Below are 15,001 nucleotides of genomic sequence, written 5' to 3' on the forward strand. Positions count from 1 at the left end.
GCACAGTCGCCACTGCTAGACTGAGCGGCTTCTTAGACTGGGCGGCGCCTCTGGATGGGGCTGATCTTTTTCGAAAAGCGCGGCGGCGTGCAAAACCGCGACGTGATCGAAGGCTTCGCAGCCATGATCGAAGCGTGGGGCATGCCGCAGTCGCTCTATTTCGACAACGGCAAAGAGTTCGGCTTCGACGCCTGCGCGACCTATACCTGGTCGCCTTCGATCTCCTGTACCTCAACGGGTACGATTTGCGCGACATGCCGGTGGAAGACCGCCGCGAAATCCTCCAGGCGCTGATCCCGACCGGTGGCCGCATCCAGTTCAGCGAAGCAATGCCGGGAACGGGCGATGCCGTCTATCATCTTGTCGACCAAGCAGGCTTGGAAGGCATGGTGTCAAAGCGCAAGGGCAGCAGCTATCGCAGTGGTCCGACGATGAACTGGCGCAAGATCAAGTGCTATACCGAAAAGGAAATGGACATCATCGGCGTGCAACGGGAGGCCGGTAAGCCTGCGATGGTGCTGATGGCCGACAACGGCCGATATGCCGGCGGCGCGTTCGTGGCATTCAAAGCAGATAAGCGGCAACGGCTTTGGGATCGGGTGCAAGGCAAGATTGGCGGCCCGACACCGATAGGTCTGAAAAAGGCCAAGGCTGAGTGGCTCAAGCCTGGGCTGGTCGGAAGCGTTCGGTTCCTCAAGGGCGAGGAAAAGCTACGCACGCCACGCTGAAGGATTTCTGGGAGGGCTAGCCCTGATCTGATAGAGTTCCCCGGCGAGCGTGGACGGACGCCCCCACGGATTGCCCGGGCTGCATTGTCAAGTATTAGCGCAAGCTTAATTAGTCTCTTTCGACCGCGAACTTGAAAACTTCTCGCCGCCCCTCATCCGCGACCCGGAACCAATGAGCCTGCACAGTTCTGACGACGAACGGTCCGGTCGTAACTTTGCTTACAGCCTCCAAAGCTGTCGCGCCGTGGGCAATATGCAGGGCTACAACTTCGTCACCCTGCATTTCATCGATGTGGTACTTCGTCGTCATGGGCTCCTCGCGGATGAGCCCTAAACGTCATTGGTCAGCGCAGGTTCCTCGTGGCTCAATCTGGCCTTCCGCATACGCGAGGGCAAAGGATTCCATATCGTAGGTAAGGGTCGTTTCCTTGTCGGCCTCGACCACGCGGACATGCCATTCGCCTCATGCTTCGACCACTTCAACGCAAGGGTGGACCTTGCCGTTTTCGTCTCACTATGAAGGTCGCGACATCGCACACGTCAAGCAGTTAGGGCGTTGCTTGATGCTTGGCGAGTCCCTGCCAGACGGCGATCACCACCGCCTATCCTTTCGGGCGCGATGATGGGGTAACTTGGTGTTGCATGTGGCCTTGCAGTTTGACGTCGAGGCAGACATTCGCTCAACCGGTTCATGCCCGACAGCCATATGTAGGAAGCACCGATCTGGGAGAGGAGTCTAAGCCGCCTCCTTTCGAGCCTATATATGCTTTCTGGCACAATTCCTAAATGTCCGCATGGCTGAACACGTTATCCTTGCGAACCTCGACCGACACGACTCCAACGTCGCCTTTCCGGGTCTGGCACATGGCCATCGCGTGATCTTTGGCTGCCCTCTCAGCGTCGAAGGTCACTTTGTCAATGATGCCCAGTCTTCCGTACCAGACTACCGTATACCCATTGCTGCCTTCATCCGAGGCAAGCATAGGCGCTCTGCCTTACTCCTTCAAACAGCTCGTAAAGAATGCGCGCGGGTCGGGACTGGAAGGGGCGTTTTCTCGCCGTCCTTCCTTACTCGCAGTTCAGCCGCCCATCATCTTGGCCATCGCGCAGAAGTCGGCATGCGACTTATTGATCGTCGTATCGCCGCAATCCTTCAGAACCGCCTTCTGTTCATCGGGTTTCATGGCCTTCCAGGCGGTCTTGAAGTCTGCCTCAGACCTCAATGTTTTCATCCCCGCATCGGTGAAGAACGGCGACATCTTTGCCGGATCGTCGAGCGCGGAGGTACCTCCGCTGGACGCGGCCAGCGCAGCTCCAGTTACCATCGAGAGCGCCATCGCGCCCATGGCGAGAATTTTGAAGTTCATTTTTATCTCCTCACACTACGTCGATCGTATGCAACGATCATTCCTTCGCAACGTCGTCGGGGAGGTAAAGTTGCCTGCTTGTACCGATAAGCAGGGATTCTATTCCGGCGAATGCATTTTTGGCGCAATGGCGCGGCACCGCCAGTCGAACCGACCTTCACGCACGAACATGGGCTTCCTTCGCCGCTGCCGTAAAGGCGGGCGACGCTAACCGTCTTGCGCTGATGCATCACATCCATAATAGCCTTGACTGCGGACTTGTAACGCGGGCCATTCTTTCGGGGCTAATTTTCGGCCAGCAGCGACGCGGCCTTGGCCGTACGTGTAACGACGAGGTGACGGGCCTGTTTCGGAAGGTGCGATCGTCACTGGGATATCGAAAAATTCGTCGCGCACTGCACTCGACTCCATGTGGCGAGTCGCCCTCGAGACGAGCGTAGAACCAGCTTCCGACGGTTTTGGATTCTTGATCGTCGGTAGGCAAGAGTGCAACTCGTAAGTCCCTCATTTAAGGGAGACCCAGATCGAACATGCTCGAGTGTAATCCAAAATGCCCGTGGGGGTATCGAGCGGGATCATTGTGCATGAAAACACTTCGACTATAACTCCATGAAACTATCCCGCATTTCAGATACGCGATAGTTTCAGGCAGCGGCATTGCCAAGCATCCCCACTTAATTCGTAAGTCACTGATTCTTGGACGAATTCCATCTTCGATTCCCATAATTCCAAGCAGAAGGGAGAACACGCGCTCCAGCAAATGCCCGGACTAACCAGCTAGCCTTGTCACCGCCGGCAGTTCCGAATGGCTCTCGCCGCTGGCACAAGGCGCCCGTCTAGTGGCCGAGGCGGCGGAGGACAATTTCCGGATCGAGCTTGGGACCGGAAGGTAAAAAAATCTCGAAACAATACGCAGCCACGCGCTGATTGAGAGGTTGACATGACGGCTTGAACATTCAGTGCTGCCCAAGCGCGGAAAGAAAGAGGCGCACCGCGGCAAAACCTTGCCGAAAGGCGAGGATTCGCCGCGTTCAGACCCGCAATAGGCAGGCACCTCGACTAGATGCAGCCCGCCAGGCTTTGGCAGGTGCCTTGTGGGCGTTCTTCGGGGTGACTTGAATGAGCAGTCGTCGTCGCGGCCACCGCACGAGCAGCCCGTTTGGGTTTTTCTGCCGCAGCGGGTGTAGGCGCAGCCGCCTTGCGCCCGAGCCCTATTGATCTCCCCAGGGCCGATGCAAGGCGCGCGATGCGTTCACCATCGCGGCCAAGGGCAAATTGCTGAGCCAAGTTGCGATAACCCAGGCAAAAGTCCGGACGGACTGGAGAGACGATCGTTCATTGTGGGCCTCCTGTTCGACGATAGTTGGTCCCACCCATTTCCGGCTTGATCCGGCAGAAAGCGTATCAGACGCTTGAGCAATTACAGATCCACCGCGTCAGGCGATGTCGTGCAGCGAACGTCTCGAGAGTTGGGCGGAACTCCCTCGAACGGGATCCAACCGGCGCCTCCCGACGCTGCTCCAGACCGAGTATCCGCTGTTAGAGCACGCGCGGTTAACCGCGGCGACAGCTCGCCGATCACAGTCGCTTTCGAGGATCTCTGTCCTCCGTGCCGCCGGTCCGGGACACCGGCAATGGATTATTCGGGTGGCTGATCGGACCCTCCATGGAAGAAAGTTTGAATTTCTTCCATGTCGATATTGCCATCGCCGTTATTGTCGACGGCGTTAAATATCCGCCCAACCAAATCTTGAACCTCGTTCTGCGACAGCGCGCCATCGCCGTTGGCGTCCATTATCGCAAACATCATGCGCATCGCTGCGCCATGCATCATCCGGGCTCCCATACCATGGCGGCCCTCCCTCATGCTGCGTCCTTCAGGCGGACCTTCTCGGAAGTCGCGGTGCCATCGGCCGCCGCCGTCCTCTTGCATTCTTTCCTGCATCATTTCACGCATCATCTGACGCATCATTTCGCGCATGGAGCCCTGGGTCTGGGCGTTTCCCGGAGATTGTTCGGCTCCCTGCTGCTGTGCCGGTGCTGCTGGTGTGGGTGTCCCGCCCATCTGCGCCAGCGCAGGCGAGGCCAACAGTGTCATCATCACGGTAGCGGCCATAGTTGCGGTTGCTGGTCTCATTATGTCCTCCTTGGACGATGGACGCCGAACGTGTCGGCATCAAACCAAAACCCGCTGCTCTTCTCATAGTTCCTCTCAGGTCAGCCGATGACTGTTGCGAACAAGAACAAGTATCTGCAGTTAGGCGCGCCGCCGCGAAGCCGGGCGCGGAACGGACCATTTCCTGTGAGCGATTTCGGCTGGCCCGCCATTGGGCGGGAAGCCGCGACACGCTGATGATGCGGAGCCGCCGCTGATATCGAGTAGCGTAGCCGTGCTGTTGCGAATATTGAAGCTGGAGTGCGATCTTTGTTTTTGGCGGAGCGAGGGCTCTCAGGAGAGAGTCACTGTCTTGGGCTATCGGATGACGGGATCAAGCCCGCGCTAGCCAAAAACGTGCGAACCGCCGTGCGAACCTCCTGCATCTGTCCAACCAAAAAATGTCCGCCACTGTTGTAGATGACCAGCTTGGCACCGGGAATATTGCCTGCTGCGAACTCAGCTGCCGGCAGCGTGTTAACCGCTGATCTTACACAATAGGAGACGGTCGTTTTCCGGCCCCATTAACGGCCTTGCCGCGCCTCGATGATCGCGCGCCGTTTAATCAGCCATATGTCAGCATGGATCGCCCGCCGGCAATGGGTCCCGTTTGACGCGGATCCGTTCAGTTTTGCGCGCGGAAGGAACGGCGGCTTTGCTGCCAAAAGCTATCACTGCCCCGGCAACCAATGCCGGGCTCGAAGCCCCCCAAATTCTTCCAGAGGGAACTCCAGCTTCGAAAGAAATCCGTGTCTACAGCATTTCCCTGGCATCTGAGCTAATATTGCGGCTGAGGGACCGAATTCAGCCTTGGGAGAGCTGTGTGGACGTTGCCGCGTGGTTGCGAGGCCTCGGCCTCCAGCAATACGAGCAGGCATTTCGCGACAACGCGATCGACGCGGAAGTCCTGCCGGAGCTGACCGATGCCGACCTCGAGAAGCTCGGCATGCTCCTCGGTCACCGCAAGCGATTCCGCAGGGCGGTAGTGGGGCTTGTGCCGGCGTCAAGCCATCCCGACCCGAGCACCGATGACATCGTGGCTCAGAACCGCCAGGAGCTAAGCACGGAGCGTCGACAGCTGACCGTCATGTTTGTGGATCTCGTCGGCTCGACGGCGCTGGCGACGCGTCTGGATCCCGAGGACCTGCGTGAGATAATCGGAGCGTATCACCGGTGTGTTGCCGATACGGTCGCCCACTTCGGCGGCTTTGTCGCCAAATATATGGGCGACGGAGTTTTGGTGTATTTCGGCTACCCGCAGGCGCACGAGAACGCCGCCGAGCAGGCGGTGCGCGCTGGTCTTGCTCTCGTCGATGCCGTCAGGCGAATTGCAGAGCCCGAGCCGTTGCGGGCTCGCATAGGTATCGGCACCGGGCAGGTCGTCGTTGGCGATCTGATCACCGCCGGCGAAGGGCAAGAGCGCGGCGTCGTGGGCGAGACGCCGAACCTCGCCGCCCGCCTGCAAGCTCTTGCCGAACGCGACGCGGTCGTGATCGGGCCGCAAACGCGGCAGCTGGTCGGCGATCTTTTCGAATATCGCGATCTTGGCGCCCTCGAGGTGAAAGGCTTTCCGGAGCCGATTCATCCCTATCAAGTGGTTCGTGAGAGCGCTGTCGAAAGCCGGTTCGAGGCAATGCATGGGACGACGCCGACGCCGCTGGTCGGGCGTGAGGAGGAGGTCGACCTGCTGCAGCGCCACTGGCAGCGCGCGAAAAGTGGTGAAGGTCGTGTGGTGCTGCTCTCAGGGGAGCCGGGCATCGGAAAGTCGCGCCTCACCCTCACCTTGCAGGAGCGGATCCAGAATGAGCCACACACCCGCTTGCGCTATTTCTGTTCGCCGCACCGTCAAGACAGCGCGCTCCACCCGACCATTGCGCAGCTAGAACGCGCCGCCGGGTTGGAGCGCGACGACCCGCCTGAGAGAAAGCTGGATAAGCTTGGCGCCCTGCTTGCCCCGGCCTCGTCGGAGGACGGTGCGCTGCTGGCTGAGCTGCTGTCGTTGCCGACCGACGGCCGTTTCCCGCCTCTCCAACTGGCGCCGCAGCGTAAGAAAGAGAAAACCTTCGATGCGCTGCTCAGGCAGCTCGAAGATCTGGCGCGACAAGGTCCGGTGCTGATGCTCTTCGAGGATGTGCACTGGATCGACCCCAGCTCGCGCGAGCTGCTCGACCTAGTCATCGATCGGGTGCCGCGCCTGCCGGTTCTGCTTCTCCTCACCTACCGCCCCGAGTTTCAACCACCGTGGATCGGGCAGTCGCACGTCACGGTTATGGTCCTCAATCGGCTCGATCGTCGTGAAGGTGCCGCGCTGGTCCAGCGGGTCGTCGGCACCGAAGAGCTGCCGAGGGACGTGATCGCGGAGATCATCGAGCGCACGGATGGGGTGCCACTGTTCGTCGAGGAGCTGACCAAGGCGGTGTTGGAGAGCGGCAACGCCAGGACAGCGCTCTCACGAGCTGCCGCGATGACATTGAACGTTCCCGCCACGCTGCATGCCTCGTTGATGGCGCGCCTCGATCGCCTCGGCTCAGCCGTTAAGGAGGTCGCGCAGGTCGGCGCGGTTCTCGGTCGGGAGTTCTCCTACGAATTGCTGGCAGCAGTCACACAGCGAAATGCCGCTGAGCTAAATGATGCACTGGATCAACTCGTCGGCGCCGGTCTGGTGTTCTGCCGCGGGACGCGGCCACTGGCCACTTACCTCTTCAAGCATGCGCTCGTTCAGGACGCAGCGTATGGCACGCTGCTGCGCGCTAAGCGCCAGGAGCTACATAAGCGTGTCGCAAACGTATTGGAGGAAAAGTGGCCCGACATCACTGAAGCGCAACCCGAGCTCCTCGCACACCATCTGCAGGAAGCCGGGGATTGGTCGGGCGCGCTCGATCACTGGCAAAAGGCGGGAGTGGCCGCTCTGGTCAGAGCGGCTACCCGGGAAGCCGTGTCGCACTTTGCCAGTGCCATTGACTGCAGCAGGAGAGTTGGCGATGTGTCCGGCGGCGCTGAACGGATGACACGTCTCCACCTTGCGATGGCCAATGCCTTGATGCAGGCTGAAGGGTATCGGTCTGAGCGCCTTGAGAAGGCCCTTGAGGATGCACGTCTTGTCGCCGCGAACGCTGCATCGGTCGAATTGCAATGTGACGTTGCGCTTTCACTCGCTCCATTCTTTTATGCCACTGGGCGCAATCACGACTACCTGATCCTGGCCGAAGAGCAGCTCGCAAACTGTGCCGATTTCCTTCCAGCGGCCCATCTGGGTAGTCTTTGGGCAACAAAGGGGATGGCTCATTCCAATCGGGGAGAGCAGCCGCAGGCAGCGGAAGCTTTGCGCAAGGCCTTGGATTTGCTTGATCGTGTTGACCCAAGTCCTGGCATCTTGTTCGCCGGTGCGGATCAACCCCGTGTCTCTGCCCAGGAATATTTCAGCGAAACGCTGATCACATTGGGTTTATTTGATGCTGCAGTCGAAGAGAAAGAGCGCCTAATTCGAAATTTTAACCAGGTCGATAAGCCTTTCGACCTCGCGTGGTGTCTTCTCGCCCAGTGCGAATTGTGTGCGCTACTTGGGCAATACAAGGAACTCCTTGAGAATGCTACGAAGATCGTCAAGATTTGCGAACTACACGGCTACACGGCGCGTCGAAGCAGCGGCATCAGGTGGCGCGGCCATGCCCGTTCGCATCTAGGTGAACTGGATGCCGGCATCGATGACGTCCGGGAGAGTTTGGTTACCTGGCGTGCGCAAGACGTCGTATTTCATACCCCTGAGAAAGCATGCGAACTTTGTGATCTTCTCCTGCGCGCCGGTCGCATCGACGACGCGTCGCAAATGCTTGATGATGTCGATACCCTCGTTTTCGAAACGGACGAGGCGAGCTACCTAGCAGAATGTATTCGCCTTCGTGGCCAAATCGCCGCGGGCCGAGGTGACCTGGCGGGTGCCGCGCACCTATTCGAAACAGCAATTGCCACTGCCCGTCGGCAGCAAGCGAGACTCTTCGAGCTTCGCGCCGCAACGCAACTGGCACCAGTTCTGGCACGGCAAGGGCGTGTGCATGAGGCGGCGACGCGTCTGCAAGCGGTGGTCCACACATTTAACACTAGGTATCCGATCGTCGACCTCATCGCGGCACAAAGGGCGCTGGACGCCCTGAGCCGTTGAGGTCGGCGTCGGTTCCGACAACTAGTTTGCATTGATGCAAGCTTGGCTCATGCGCAACCGAGACGCGCGTTCGTTCGTTTGGACTGGAATGTAGCGGAAGTTGAGATGAGACGTTCACGCTTGTCCCCGCGTAAGCGCGAACATGGCGCGAGCGCGACTTCAGCATGGTCGGCTGCGATATCTGCTTTCGGGCGGAGGCAAAATCGGCCTCTGCGGCCGAAATAGGGCGCGTTACCGTCGTTCGCGAGAGGCGGCGGAGGGGCTTCATTAAATCCTTGGGCCATGAACATGTGACCATAGAGAAACGTTAGACCGATGTGGATTCCGGCGCTAGTGGCATCCAAGGACCTTATCCAAGTTGCGGGCTGTGGCCAGCCAGTCCACCGCGGTCGACTTGCCGTTTGCTAAATTTGGGCTTCCTGAGAGCAGACGTCGTCGGCAGCTTCACTGAAGTTCAAGCAGGCAACTATTGGCAATAATGCGGGGAGAGCGCAGGATTGTCCAAAGGGCCTCCGCCTGCGACAGGACATTTGCGCGATGGGTCAATTTGGTAGCGAACCAGTTCGTGATCCTGCGAACCTCGGCTTCGACAAGGCGCGGCTGGCGCGACTGAAACGGTGGATGCAGCGCTATGTGGACACCGGGCGCTGGCCTGGTGGTGCGGTGCTCATCGCGCGCCATGGAAAGCTCGCCTTCTTCGACTGCGCCGGGCATGCCGACGTCGGAGCCAAGCGGCCTTGGCAGCGCGACCTCATCGCCCGCATCTACTCGATGACCAAGCCTGTCACGGCCGTCGCACTATTGATGCTGTACGAGGAGGCGCGCGTGCATCTCGACGATCCGGTCGAGGCATACCTGCCGGAATTCAAAGACGTGCAGCTTCTGATACCGGGCGCAACGTCGCTCGACCAAACCGTGCCCGTCAAGGCGAAGATGACGATCCACCATCTGCTCACCCACACATCTGGCCTGAGCCTTTTTACGAACCCCCGCCTGCTCGGCGAGGCTTATGCCAAAGAAACACTCGGCCTCGCCTTGGCCTACGGTGGGCTCGACAAGATGGTCCGCAGGATCGCCGAGCTGCCATTGGAATGGGAGCCGGGCACGAGGTGGCAATATAGCGTCGGGTCCGATGTCATCGGCCGCATCGTGGAAGTCGTCTCCGGAATGACGCTCGACAAGTACTTTACGACGCGAATCTTCGAGCCCCTCGGAATGACCGACACGGGCTTCTCTGTGCCGGACTCCGGGATCAGCCGTTTTCCCCCGCTCTATGAGGCTACGGCTGGTGGGATGGCGTTGCACGAGGCGCCGGAGGTTTCGGCATGGCGGCAAGGCAAGGTTGATACGTTCTGCGGTGGAGGCGGGCTCGTCGGAACCATCGACGATTATTGGCGGTTCGCCGAAATGCTGCGCGCTGGGGGTGAAGTCAGCGGCGAACGCATCCTCAGTCCCCGCACCTTGAGATTGGCGGCGTGCAATCACCTATCGGGAGATCTTGCCTCGATGGCAACCGAAGTTTGGGCCGAAACCCAGTTTGACGGCGTCGGGTTCGGCCTGCTGGGCTCCGTCGTCCTCGATCCGGCCAAGGCACAAATTTCGGCGCAAGTCGGCGACTACGGCTGGGGCGGGGCGGCAGGCACCTTCTTCTGGGTAAGCCCGGTTGACGACATGGTTGTCATTCTCTTCACGCAACTGCTGCCTTCAAGCGCCATTCCGGTGCGCAAAGAGCTGCGCGCGCTCGTCCACGGTGCGTTGACAGGGGCCTGAGACTCGTCAACAGAAACTGCGCGGAGCAACTTGCGCTTAGCAAGTTGGGCCGCCTCGGATTCGTCGTGCTCGATGATGAGCTCTTCGCCCAAGCCGGCGGGCAGTTGCTCTTCCATCTCATCAGCCGGATTACGAGCGGAACTCGCTTCCGGCATCGGTCTTCTCACAACGATGCCCGCGCAACCTGAATGTCCGCCCTTGAGGAACTGCAGCCTGAAGCTGCCACACATGGCCCCAAAGGCGGTCGAGGAGCTGTCGGTGGGAATGCCTTTGTGCGGGCAGACATTAGACGATCCTAAAATAAGAGCGATGTTCCCTACCAGAAACAATCTACCCGCCACACGTCACGAGTGCACAAAGGGCGCGCCTGACAGCAGGCTCGATCACGCCAAAAGCAATTGCGGAATTCACGCGCCTGTCGCACTATCCGGGTTTCGTAGCTTTCGAGGAGGAAAGGCTATGTTGTACCCCGGTCAGTGCTTGGACCCCTGCGAGATCGATATGCTCTCTCGCGTGTGCCGCATAGTCTGCAACGAGAACGGCATTCCCCCTGAATCGCAGCAGGCCCTGCGCATCGCGTCCCACCTGCTTAAGCTGTTTATGAACGGCCTGATAACCGAGGAGGAACTGCTGGACGCCGAGAGGAACCGGGCCGGACGGCTAAAGCAGCCGCTCCAGCATCAGCTTCCGCCCCAGAACGTTGTGGCCGACAGCCAGCTGCACGTCGGCTAGGAAGTTGCCCAGTCCCCCAACGGTGCCTTGGCGGGCACCGCGGCACCATCGCGCCGCCTTCTGAATGGCCCACATGGGAGGGCTGGCAGACGTCCATCCAGACCTTGAGTTTTGAGCGCTACCTGGCTCCTGCTCGACCGGGTGCGGAACTCGTGCTCCGACATCGCCACCTCAATCGCCTCCTTCAGGAGCAGGGCGTGTGCGTTGGCTGGCTTCAACGCCTGCTCCAGCATTCACAACTCTGCCTCAATTGCTTCGCTTCCGTCTGTGAAAGGGCAGGCGTCGGTACGGCCGGGGCTGATCCGAAGGCGGAGATCGGTGGCCCGCCTTTTCGTGCGATTAAAAGACGAGGGTTGCTCGGATGGGCCGAGTCGATCCTCACGCACGGAGGACGAGCCATGGGAGAGTATAGCGAGCATTTGTTGCGTTTGATGTAGCCAAGAAGAAGCACGCGGTGTGGCGATCGCGGAGGGCGGCCGCACTGGCGAGGTCCGGTTCGTCGGCGAGGTCGAGAATAGTCCGGCGGCGATAGAGCGGACCATCAAGAAGCTGGGAAAAAAGTATGATCGACTGCAAGTCTGCTTCGAGGCTGGACCGACGGGTTATGGCTTGTGCCGGCAGGTCCGCGATCTTGGTCACGACTGCATGGTGGTTGCGCCGGCCCTGATTCCGAAGCGACCGGGCGAGCGCGTGAAGACCAACCGGCGGGACGCCGTCACGCTAGCGCGACTGCATCGGGCGGGCGAGCTGATCGGGGTGTGGGTGCCGGACGTGGTCCACGAGGCTGTCCGCGATCTGGTGCGAGCCCGCGAAGCCGCAGCCGACGATCTGCGCCGCAAACGCCAGCAGCTACTTTCCTTCCTCCTGCGCCACGGGCGGATTTACGAGAACGGCGGTCATTGGACGTTGGCGCGCCGACGCTGTCTTGCCCGCCAGAGCTTCGAGCATACTGCGCAGCAGATCGTATTCCAGGAGAAGATCGACGCGATCGAGGACGCGGCTCAGCGACTACACCGCCTGGACGATCAGTTGCGCGCCGTCGTGCCAACCTGGTCCATGGCGAGGGTCGTCGAGGCAGGCCATGCGCGGCGCCTCGTTCCTGGTCGCAGTGATGTTCGCGGCCGAAATTGAGGATACGCCGCCGCAGTTGATGGCGTTTCTCGGCCTCGGTTCGCCGGTCGAGCCTTACACTCGCCGGCAATCGACGCGCCCGTCGCGCCTTGGTCGAAGCGGCATGGACTTACCGCTACCCCGCCAGGGTCAGCGAGCCCCGAGGGTGCGGCTCGAGGGGTTGCCCAATTGCCTGGAAGGGGCAGGTCCGGCTCTGCGCTCGCTATCGTCGTCTCATCGCCACCGGCAAGAAGCCGCCGGTGGTCGTGGCTGCGATCGCGCGTGAGATGGCCGCCTTCGTGTGGGCAATCGGCCGGGAGGTCGCGCCGTCATAGCCGGTCTCGAGCCAACCCGCTGCACAGGCTGGGGGTGGGGCCACGACGGGATTTCGAGCTGCAGCTCGCGTCGGCGATGGCGCGATCGTCATAGGGAAGCGCCAGGATGGATGCGGACAGGCGGCTTCGTTGCACCTCTGTGCGGTATTGCCGACCCGGAACGGGATTGGGTGCGGCCCTGTCGACATCGATAGTCCCCATGGACCCGCGTGGGTCGGGTCATGGAGGCAGACATGGTCCAGGACGCGTCCGGAGGCCGTAGTTCCCAATGGCGGAAGCTGTTGCCGGCGAAGTCCCTGCAGCGGATACCTTTCAGCGGTTCGGAACTCTCCGCCCTCGGCGTGAGAGGATGTTTGCCACTACCAGGAGCACGATCGACAGCGCCATCATCAGCGTTGCGGCGGCGGTGATTGCGGGGCTTAGCTTTTCGCGCAGGCCGATAAACATTTCGAGCGGCATGGTGCGCTGGCTGGCGCTGGCAAGGAACTGCACGACGACGACCTCGTCGAAAGAAGTGACGAAGGCGAAGGCAGCGCCCGATAGCACGCCAGGCAGGATCAGCGGCAGCATCACCTTGAAGAATGCAGTCAGCGGCCTGGCGCCCGAGATTGCGGCAGCGCGCATCAGATTGCGGTCGAAGCCGGTCAGGCTGGCGCCCACCGTCACGACGACAAAGGGGCTGGCTAAAGCAGTGTGCGCCAGGATGATGCCGGCATAGGTGCTGGCAAGCCCGACCCGCGCATAGAACAGATATGAGCCGACCGCAGTGATCACCACCGGCACGATCAGAGGCGAGAGCAGCAGCGGCATGACGATGCGGCGGCCTGGGAATTTCTCGTCCGATAAGGCGATAGCCGTCAGCGTGCCGAGCGTCGTTGCGATCAGCGTCGTGCCGAGGGCAATGACCAGGCTGTTGCCGATCGCTGACTGCCAGCGCTGGGTGCCGAGCACGACCTCGTACCAGCGCGTCGAGAGGCCTTCGAGCGGGAAGATGAAGAAGGCGCCGCTATTGAAGGAGAGCGGCACCGGAATGAGGATCGGCACCAAAAGGAAGAGGATCACCAGCCCGCACCACAGCCAGAGCAAGGTGATACGGATGCGTTCGCCGGTGGTGGCGTAGGGGGACAACAGCATGGCTACACCAGCTTCAGGCGGTCGAGGCCGAGAATGCGCGCGAAGATGCCGAACAGCGCCAGCGTGAAGACAAGCAGGATGAAGGACAGCGCCGCCGCCATCTCCCAGTTCAACTCGACATTGACATAGTTGGCGATGAAATTGCTGATCAGCTGGTCGCTGGCGCCGCCGATCAGCGCCGGGGTTATGTAATAGCCGAGGCACAGGATGAAGGTGAGCAGGCAGCCCGCCATCACGCCCGGAAACACCTGCGGAATATAGATGCGCCGGAAGGCGGTGAACGGCCGCGCGCCAAGCGAATAGGCGGCCTTCATCTGCGAGGGCGGAATGGTGCGCATGACGCTGTAGATCGGCAGCAGCGTGAACGGCAGCTGGATATGCGTCATGGCAATGATCAGGCCGATACGGCTGTACATCAGGTCGAGCCGGTCGCTGGTGACGCCGATAAGAAGCAGGAAATCATTAACCAGGCCGAACTTCTGCAAAAGCACGGTCCAGGCCGCGGTGCGCACCAGGATCGAGGTCCAGAACGGCAGCAGCACCGCGACGATCAGGATGGCGGCCAACCCCTTCGGCACGTTGGCGATGAGATAGGCGAGCGGAAAGCCGAGGATCAGCGTTGCCAGTGTCACCGACGCCGCGACGAAGAAGGTGCGCAGGAACACCTGGATGAAGATCGCCTGCTCGGGCGGCACCCGCTCAATGCCGCCATCGGCGTCCCAGCGCAGGTCGAGGGCGCTGAGCAAATAGAACGAGGTGAAGCTCTTGGTGCCGCTCTGGATCGCTGTCCAGGTCGGTGGCGCCGACCAGAACGGCGCCGATTTTAGCGCATCCAGCGCTGCCTGTCCGTCGGCTTTTTCGAGCCTGCGCACCGTCTTCAATATCTGGCTGCGCGCGCCGGGCAGGCGGGCGTTCAGGCTCTTGGCCAATTCATAGGCCGTGCCTTTGACCTGGTTGTCCTTCAGGTCCGCCGCAAGCGCCGCGAAGGCGTCGTCACCGGGCAGGCCCTGGCCGCTCCAGCCGCTCAACGCCGCGGCGGTCTTGGGCAAGGCGTCGGCGATCGTCGGGTCGTAGGCGGCGCGCGACAGCAGGAGCACGATCGGGATGCCGAAGCTCAGCGCCAGCAGCACGAGCAGGGGTGTTGCCAACAGCAGCGAGCGCAGCCGGTCGCCGAATTCGGCACGGCGCAGCGCCGCCGACACGGATATAAGTTCCGCATCGGCGGCTGACCGGTCGCGGGCCAGCGTCGGCCGGTCGAGTTCGCTGGGCTGCAACGCCGACATCGATCGCCTACTGGGCTAGCCAGGCGTTGAAGCGCTTGACGAGATCCTCGCCATAGTCGCCCCAGAATTCGGTGTCGGCGACGAGGTAGGCGCCGGCCAGATGGTCGGGCGCGTTGGGCAGTTTCGGCAAGGCGTCGGCCGCCACGAAGGAGGCCGCGTCGGTGCGCACCGGCCCATAGGTGATGTAGCTGGCGAGCTTGGCATTGTTTTCCGGCTTGGAGATATAGG

General features: G+C 60.9%; 10 protein-coding genes and 3 pseudogenes. 7 read left to right on the forward strand and 6 right to left on the reverse strand.

Features of this window, described 5'->3' with window-relative positions:
- Positions 1-54: 54 nt before the first annotated feature.
- Together CK226_RS35090 and CK226_RS26070 are read left to right on the forward strand one after the other, a co-directional pair.
- Entirely contained in the window at positions 55-294 is a 240-nt protein-coding gene (locus tag CK226_RS35090; RefSeq protein WP_179296074.1) for a hypothetical protein, read from the forward strand.
- Positions 225-728, forward strand: a complete 504-nt coding sequence (locus CK226_RS26070; RefSeq protein ID WP_348629099.1) for a hypothetical protein — start codon at positions 225-227, stop codon at positions 726-728. The genes CK226_RS35090 and CK226_RS26070 overlap by 70 nt, the downstream gene beginning before the upstream one ends.
- Positions 729-837: 109 nt before the next feature.
- Here the strand turns inward: CK226_RS26070 and CK226_RS26075 are convergent, their stop codons facing one another.
- The 3 genes from CK226_RS26075 to CK226_RS26095 all read right to left on the reverse strand — a co-directional run bounded on the left by CK226_RS26075 (position 838) and on the right by CK226_RS26095 (position 4,232).
- Entirely contained in the window at positions 838-1,038 is a 201-nt protein-coding gene (locus CK226_RS26075; protein WP_095789988.1) for a hypothetical protein, read from the reverse strand.
- 769 nt (positions 1,039-1,807) lie between these two features.
- Positions 1,808-2,095 (reverse strand): hypothetical protein, encoded by a 288-nt coding sequence (locus CK226_RS26090; RefSeq protein ID WP_095789985.1) that lies wholly within the window; start codon positions 2,093-2,095, stop codon positions 1,808-1,810.
- A gap of 1,639 nt (positions 2,096-3,734) precedes the next feature.
- The gene (locus tag CK226_RS26095) at positions 3,735-4,232 is read right to left on the reverse strand and encodes an EF-hand domain-containing protein (RefSeq protein WP_095789984.1); all 498 of its coding nucleotides are present in this window, start codon (positions 4,230-4,232) and stop codon (positions 3,735-3,737) included.
- Between the two features lie 628 nt (positions 4,233-4,860).
- Here CK226_RS26095 and CK226_RS26105 point away from each other — a divergent pair.
- From CK226_RS26105 to CK226_RS26125, 5 genes and pseudogenes are all read left to right on the forward strand, one after another.
- Complete coding sequence (locus CK226_RS26105; protein WP_095789983.1) at positions 4,861-8,409, forward strand: AAA family ATPase; 3,549 nt, start codon at positions 4,861-4,863, stop codon at positions 8,407-8,409.
- A 537-nt stretch (positions 8,410-8,946) separates the two neighbouring features.
- Positions 8,947-10,179 (forward strand): serine hydrolase domain-containing protein, encoded by a 1,233-nt coding sequence (locus tag CK226_RS26110; protein WP_095789982.1) that lies wholly within the window; start codon positions 8,947-8,949, stop codon positions 10,177-10,179.
- Between the two features lie 44 nt (positions 10,180-10,223).
- Positions 10,224-10,307 (forward strand): annotated as a pseudogene (locus CK226_RS36180) (IS21-like element helper ATPase IstB); the annotation flags it as partial.
- A gap of 373 nt (positions 10,308-10,680) precedes the next feature.
- Positions 10,681-10,911, forward strand: a complete 231-nt coding sequence (locus tag CK226_RS26115; protein WP_245437859.1) for a hypothetical protein — start codon at positions 10,681-10,683, stop codon at positions 10,909-10,911.
- Positions 10,912-11,329: 418 nt separating this feature from the next.
- Positions 11,330-12,356, forward strand: a pseudogene (locus tag CK226_RS26125) (IS110 family transposase); the annotation flags it as partial.
- Between the two features lie 312 nt (positions 12,357-12,668).
- Here the strand turns inward: CK226_RS26125 and CK226_RS26130 are convergent.
- From CK226_RS26130 to CK226_RS26140, 3 genes and pseudogenes are all read right to left on the reverse strand, one after another.
- Entirely contained in the window at positions 12,669-13,490 is an 822-nt protein-coding gene (locus CK226_RS26130) for an ABC transporter permease (protein ID WP_095789979.1), read from the reverse strand.
- A gap of 2 nt (positions 13,491-13,492) precedes the next feature.
- A complete protein-coding gene (locus CK226_RS26135) occupies positions 13,493-14,773 on the reverse strand; it encodes an ABC transporter permease (RefSeq protein ID WP_095789978.1) in 1,281 nt (426 codons plus the stop codon).
- Between the two features lie 7 nt (positions 14,774-14,780).
- Positions 14,781-15,001, reverse strand: a pseudogene (locus CK226_RS26140) (ABC transporter substrate-binding protein); the annotation flags it as partial.

The organism is Mesorhizobium sp. WSM4311 (genome assembly GCF_002295115.1).
In the GTDB taxonomy this organism is placed as follows: Bacteria; Pseudomonadota; Alphaproteobacteria; order Rhizobiales; family Rhizobiaceae; genus Mesorhizobium.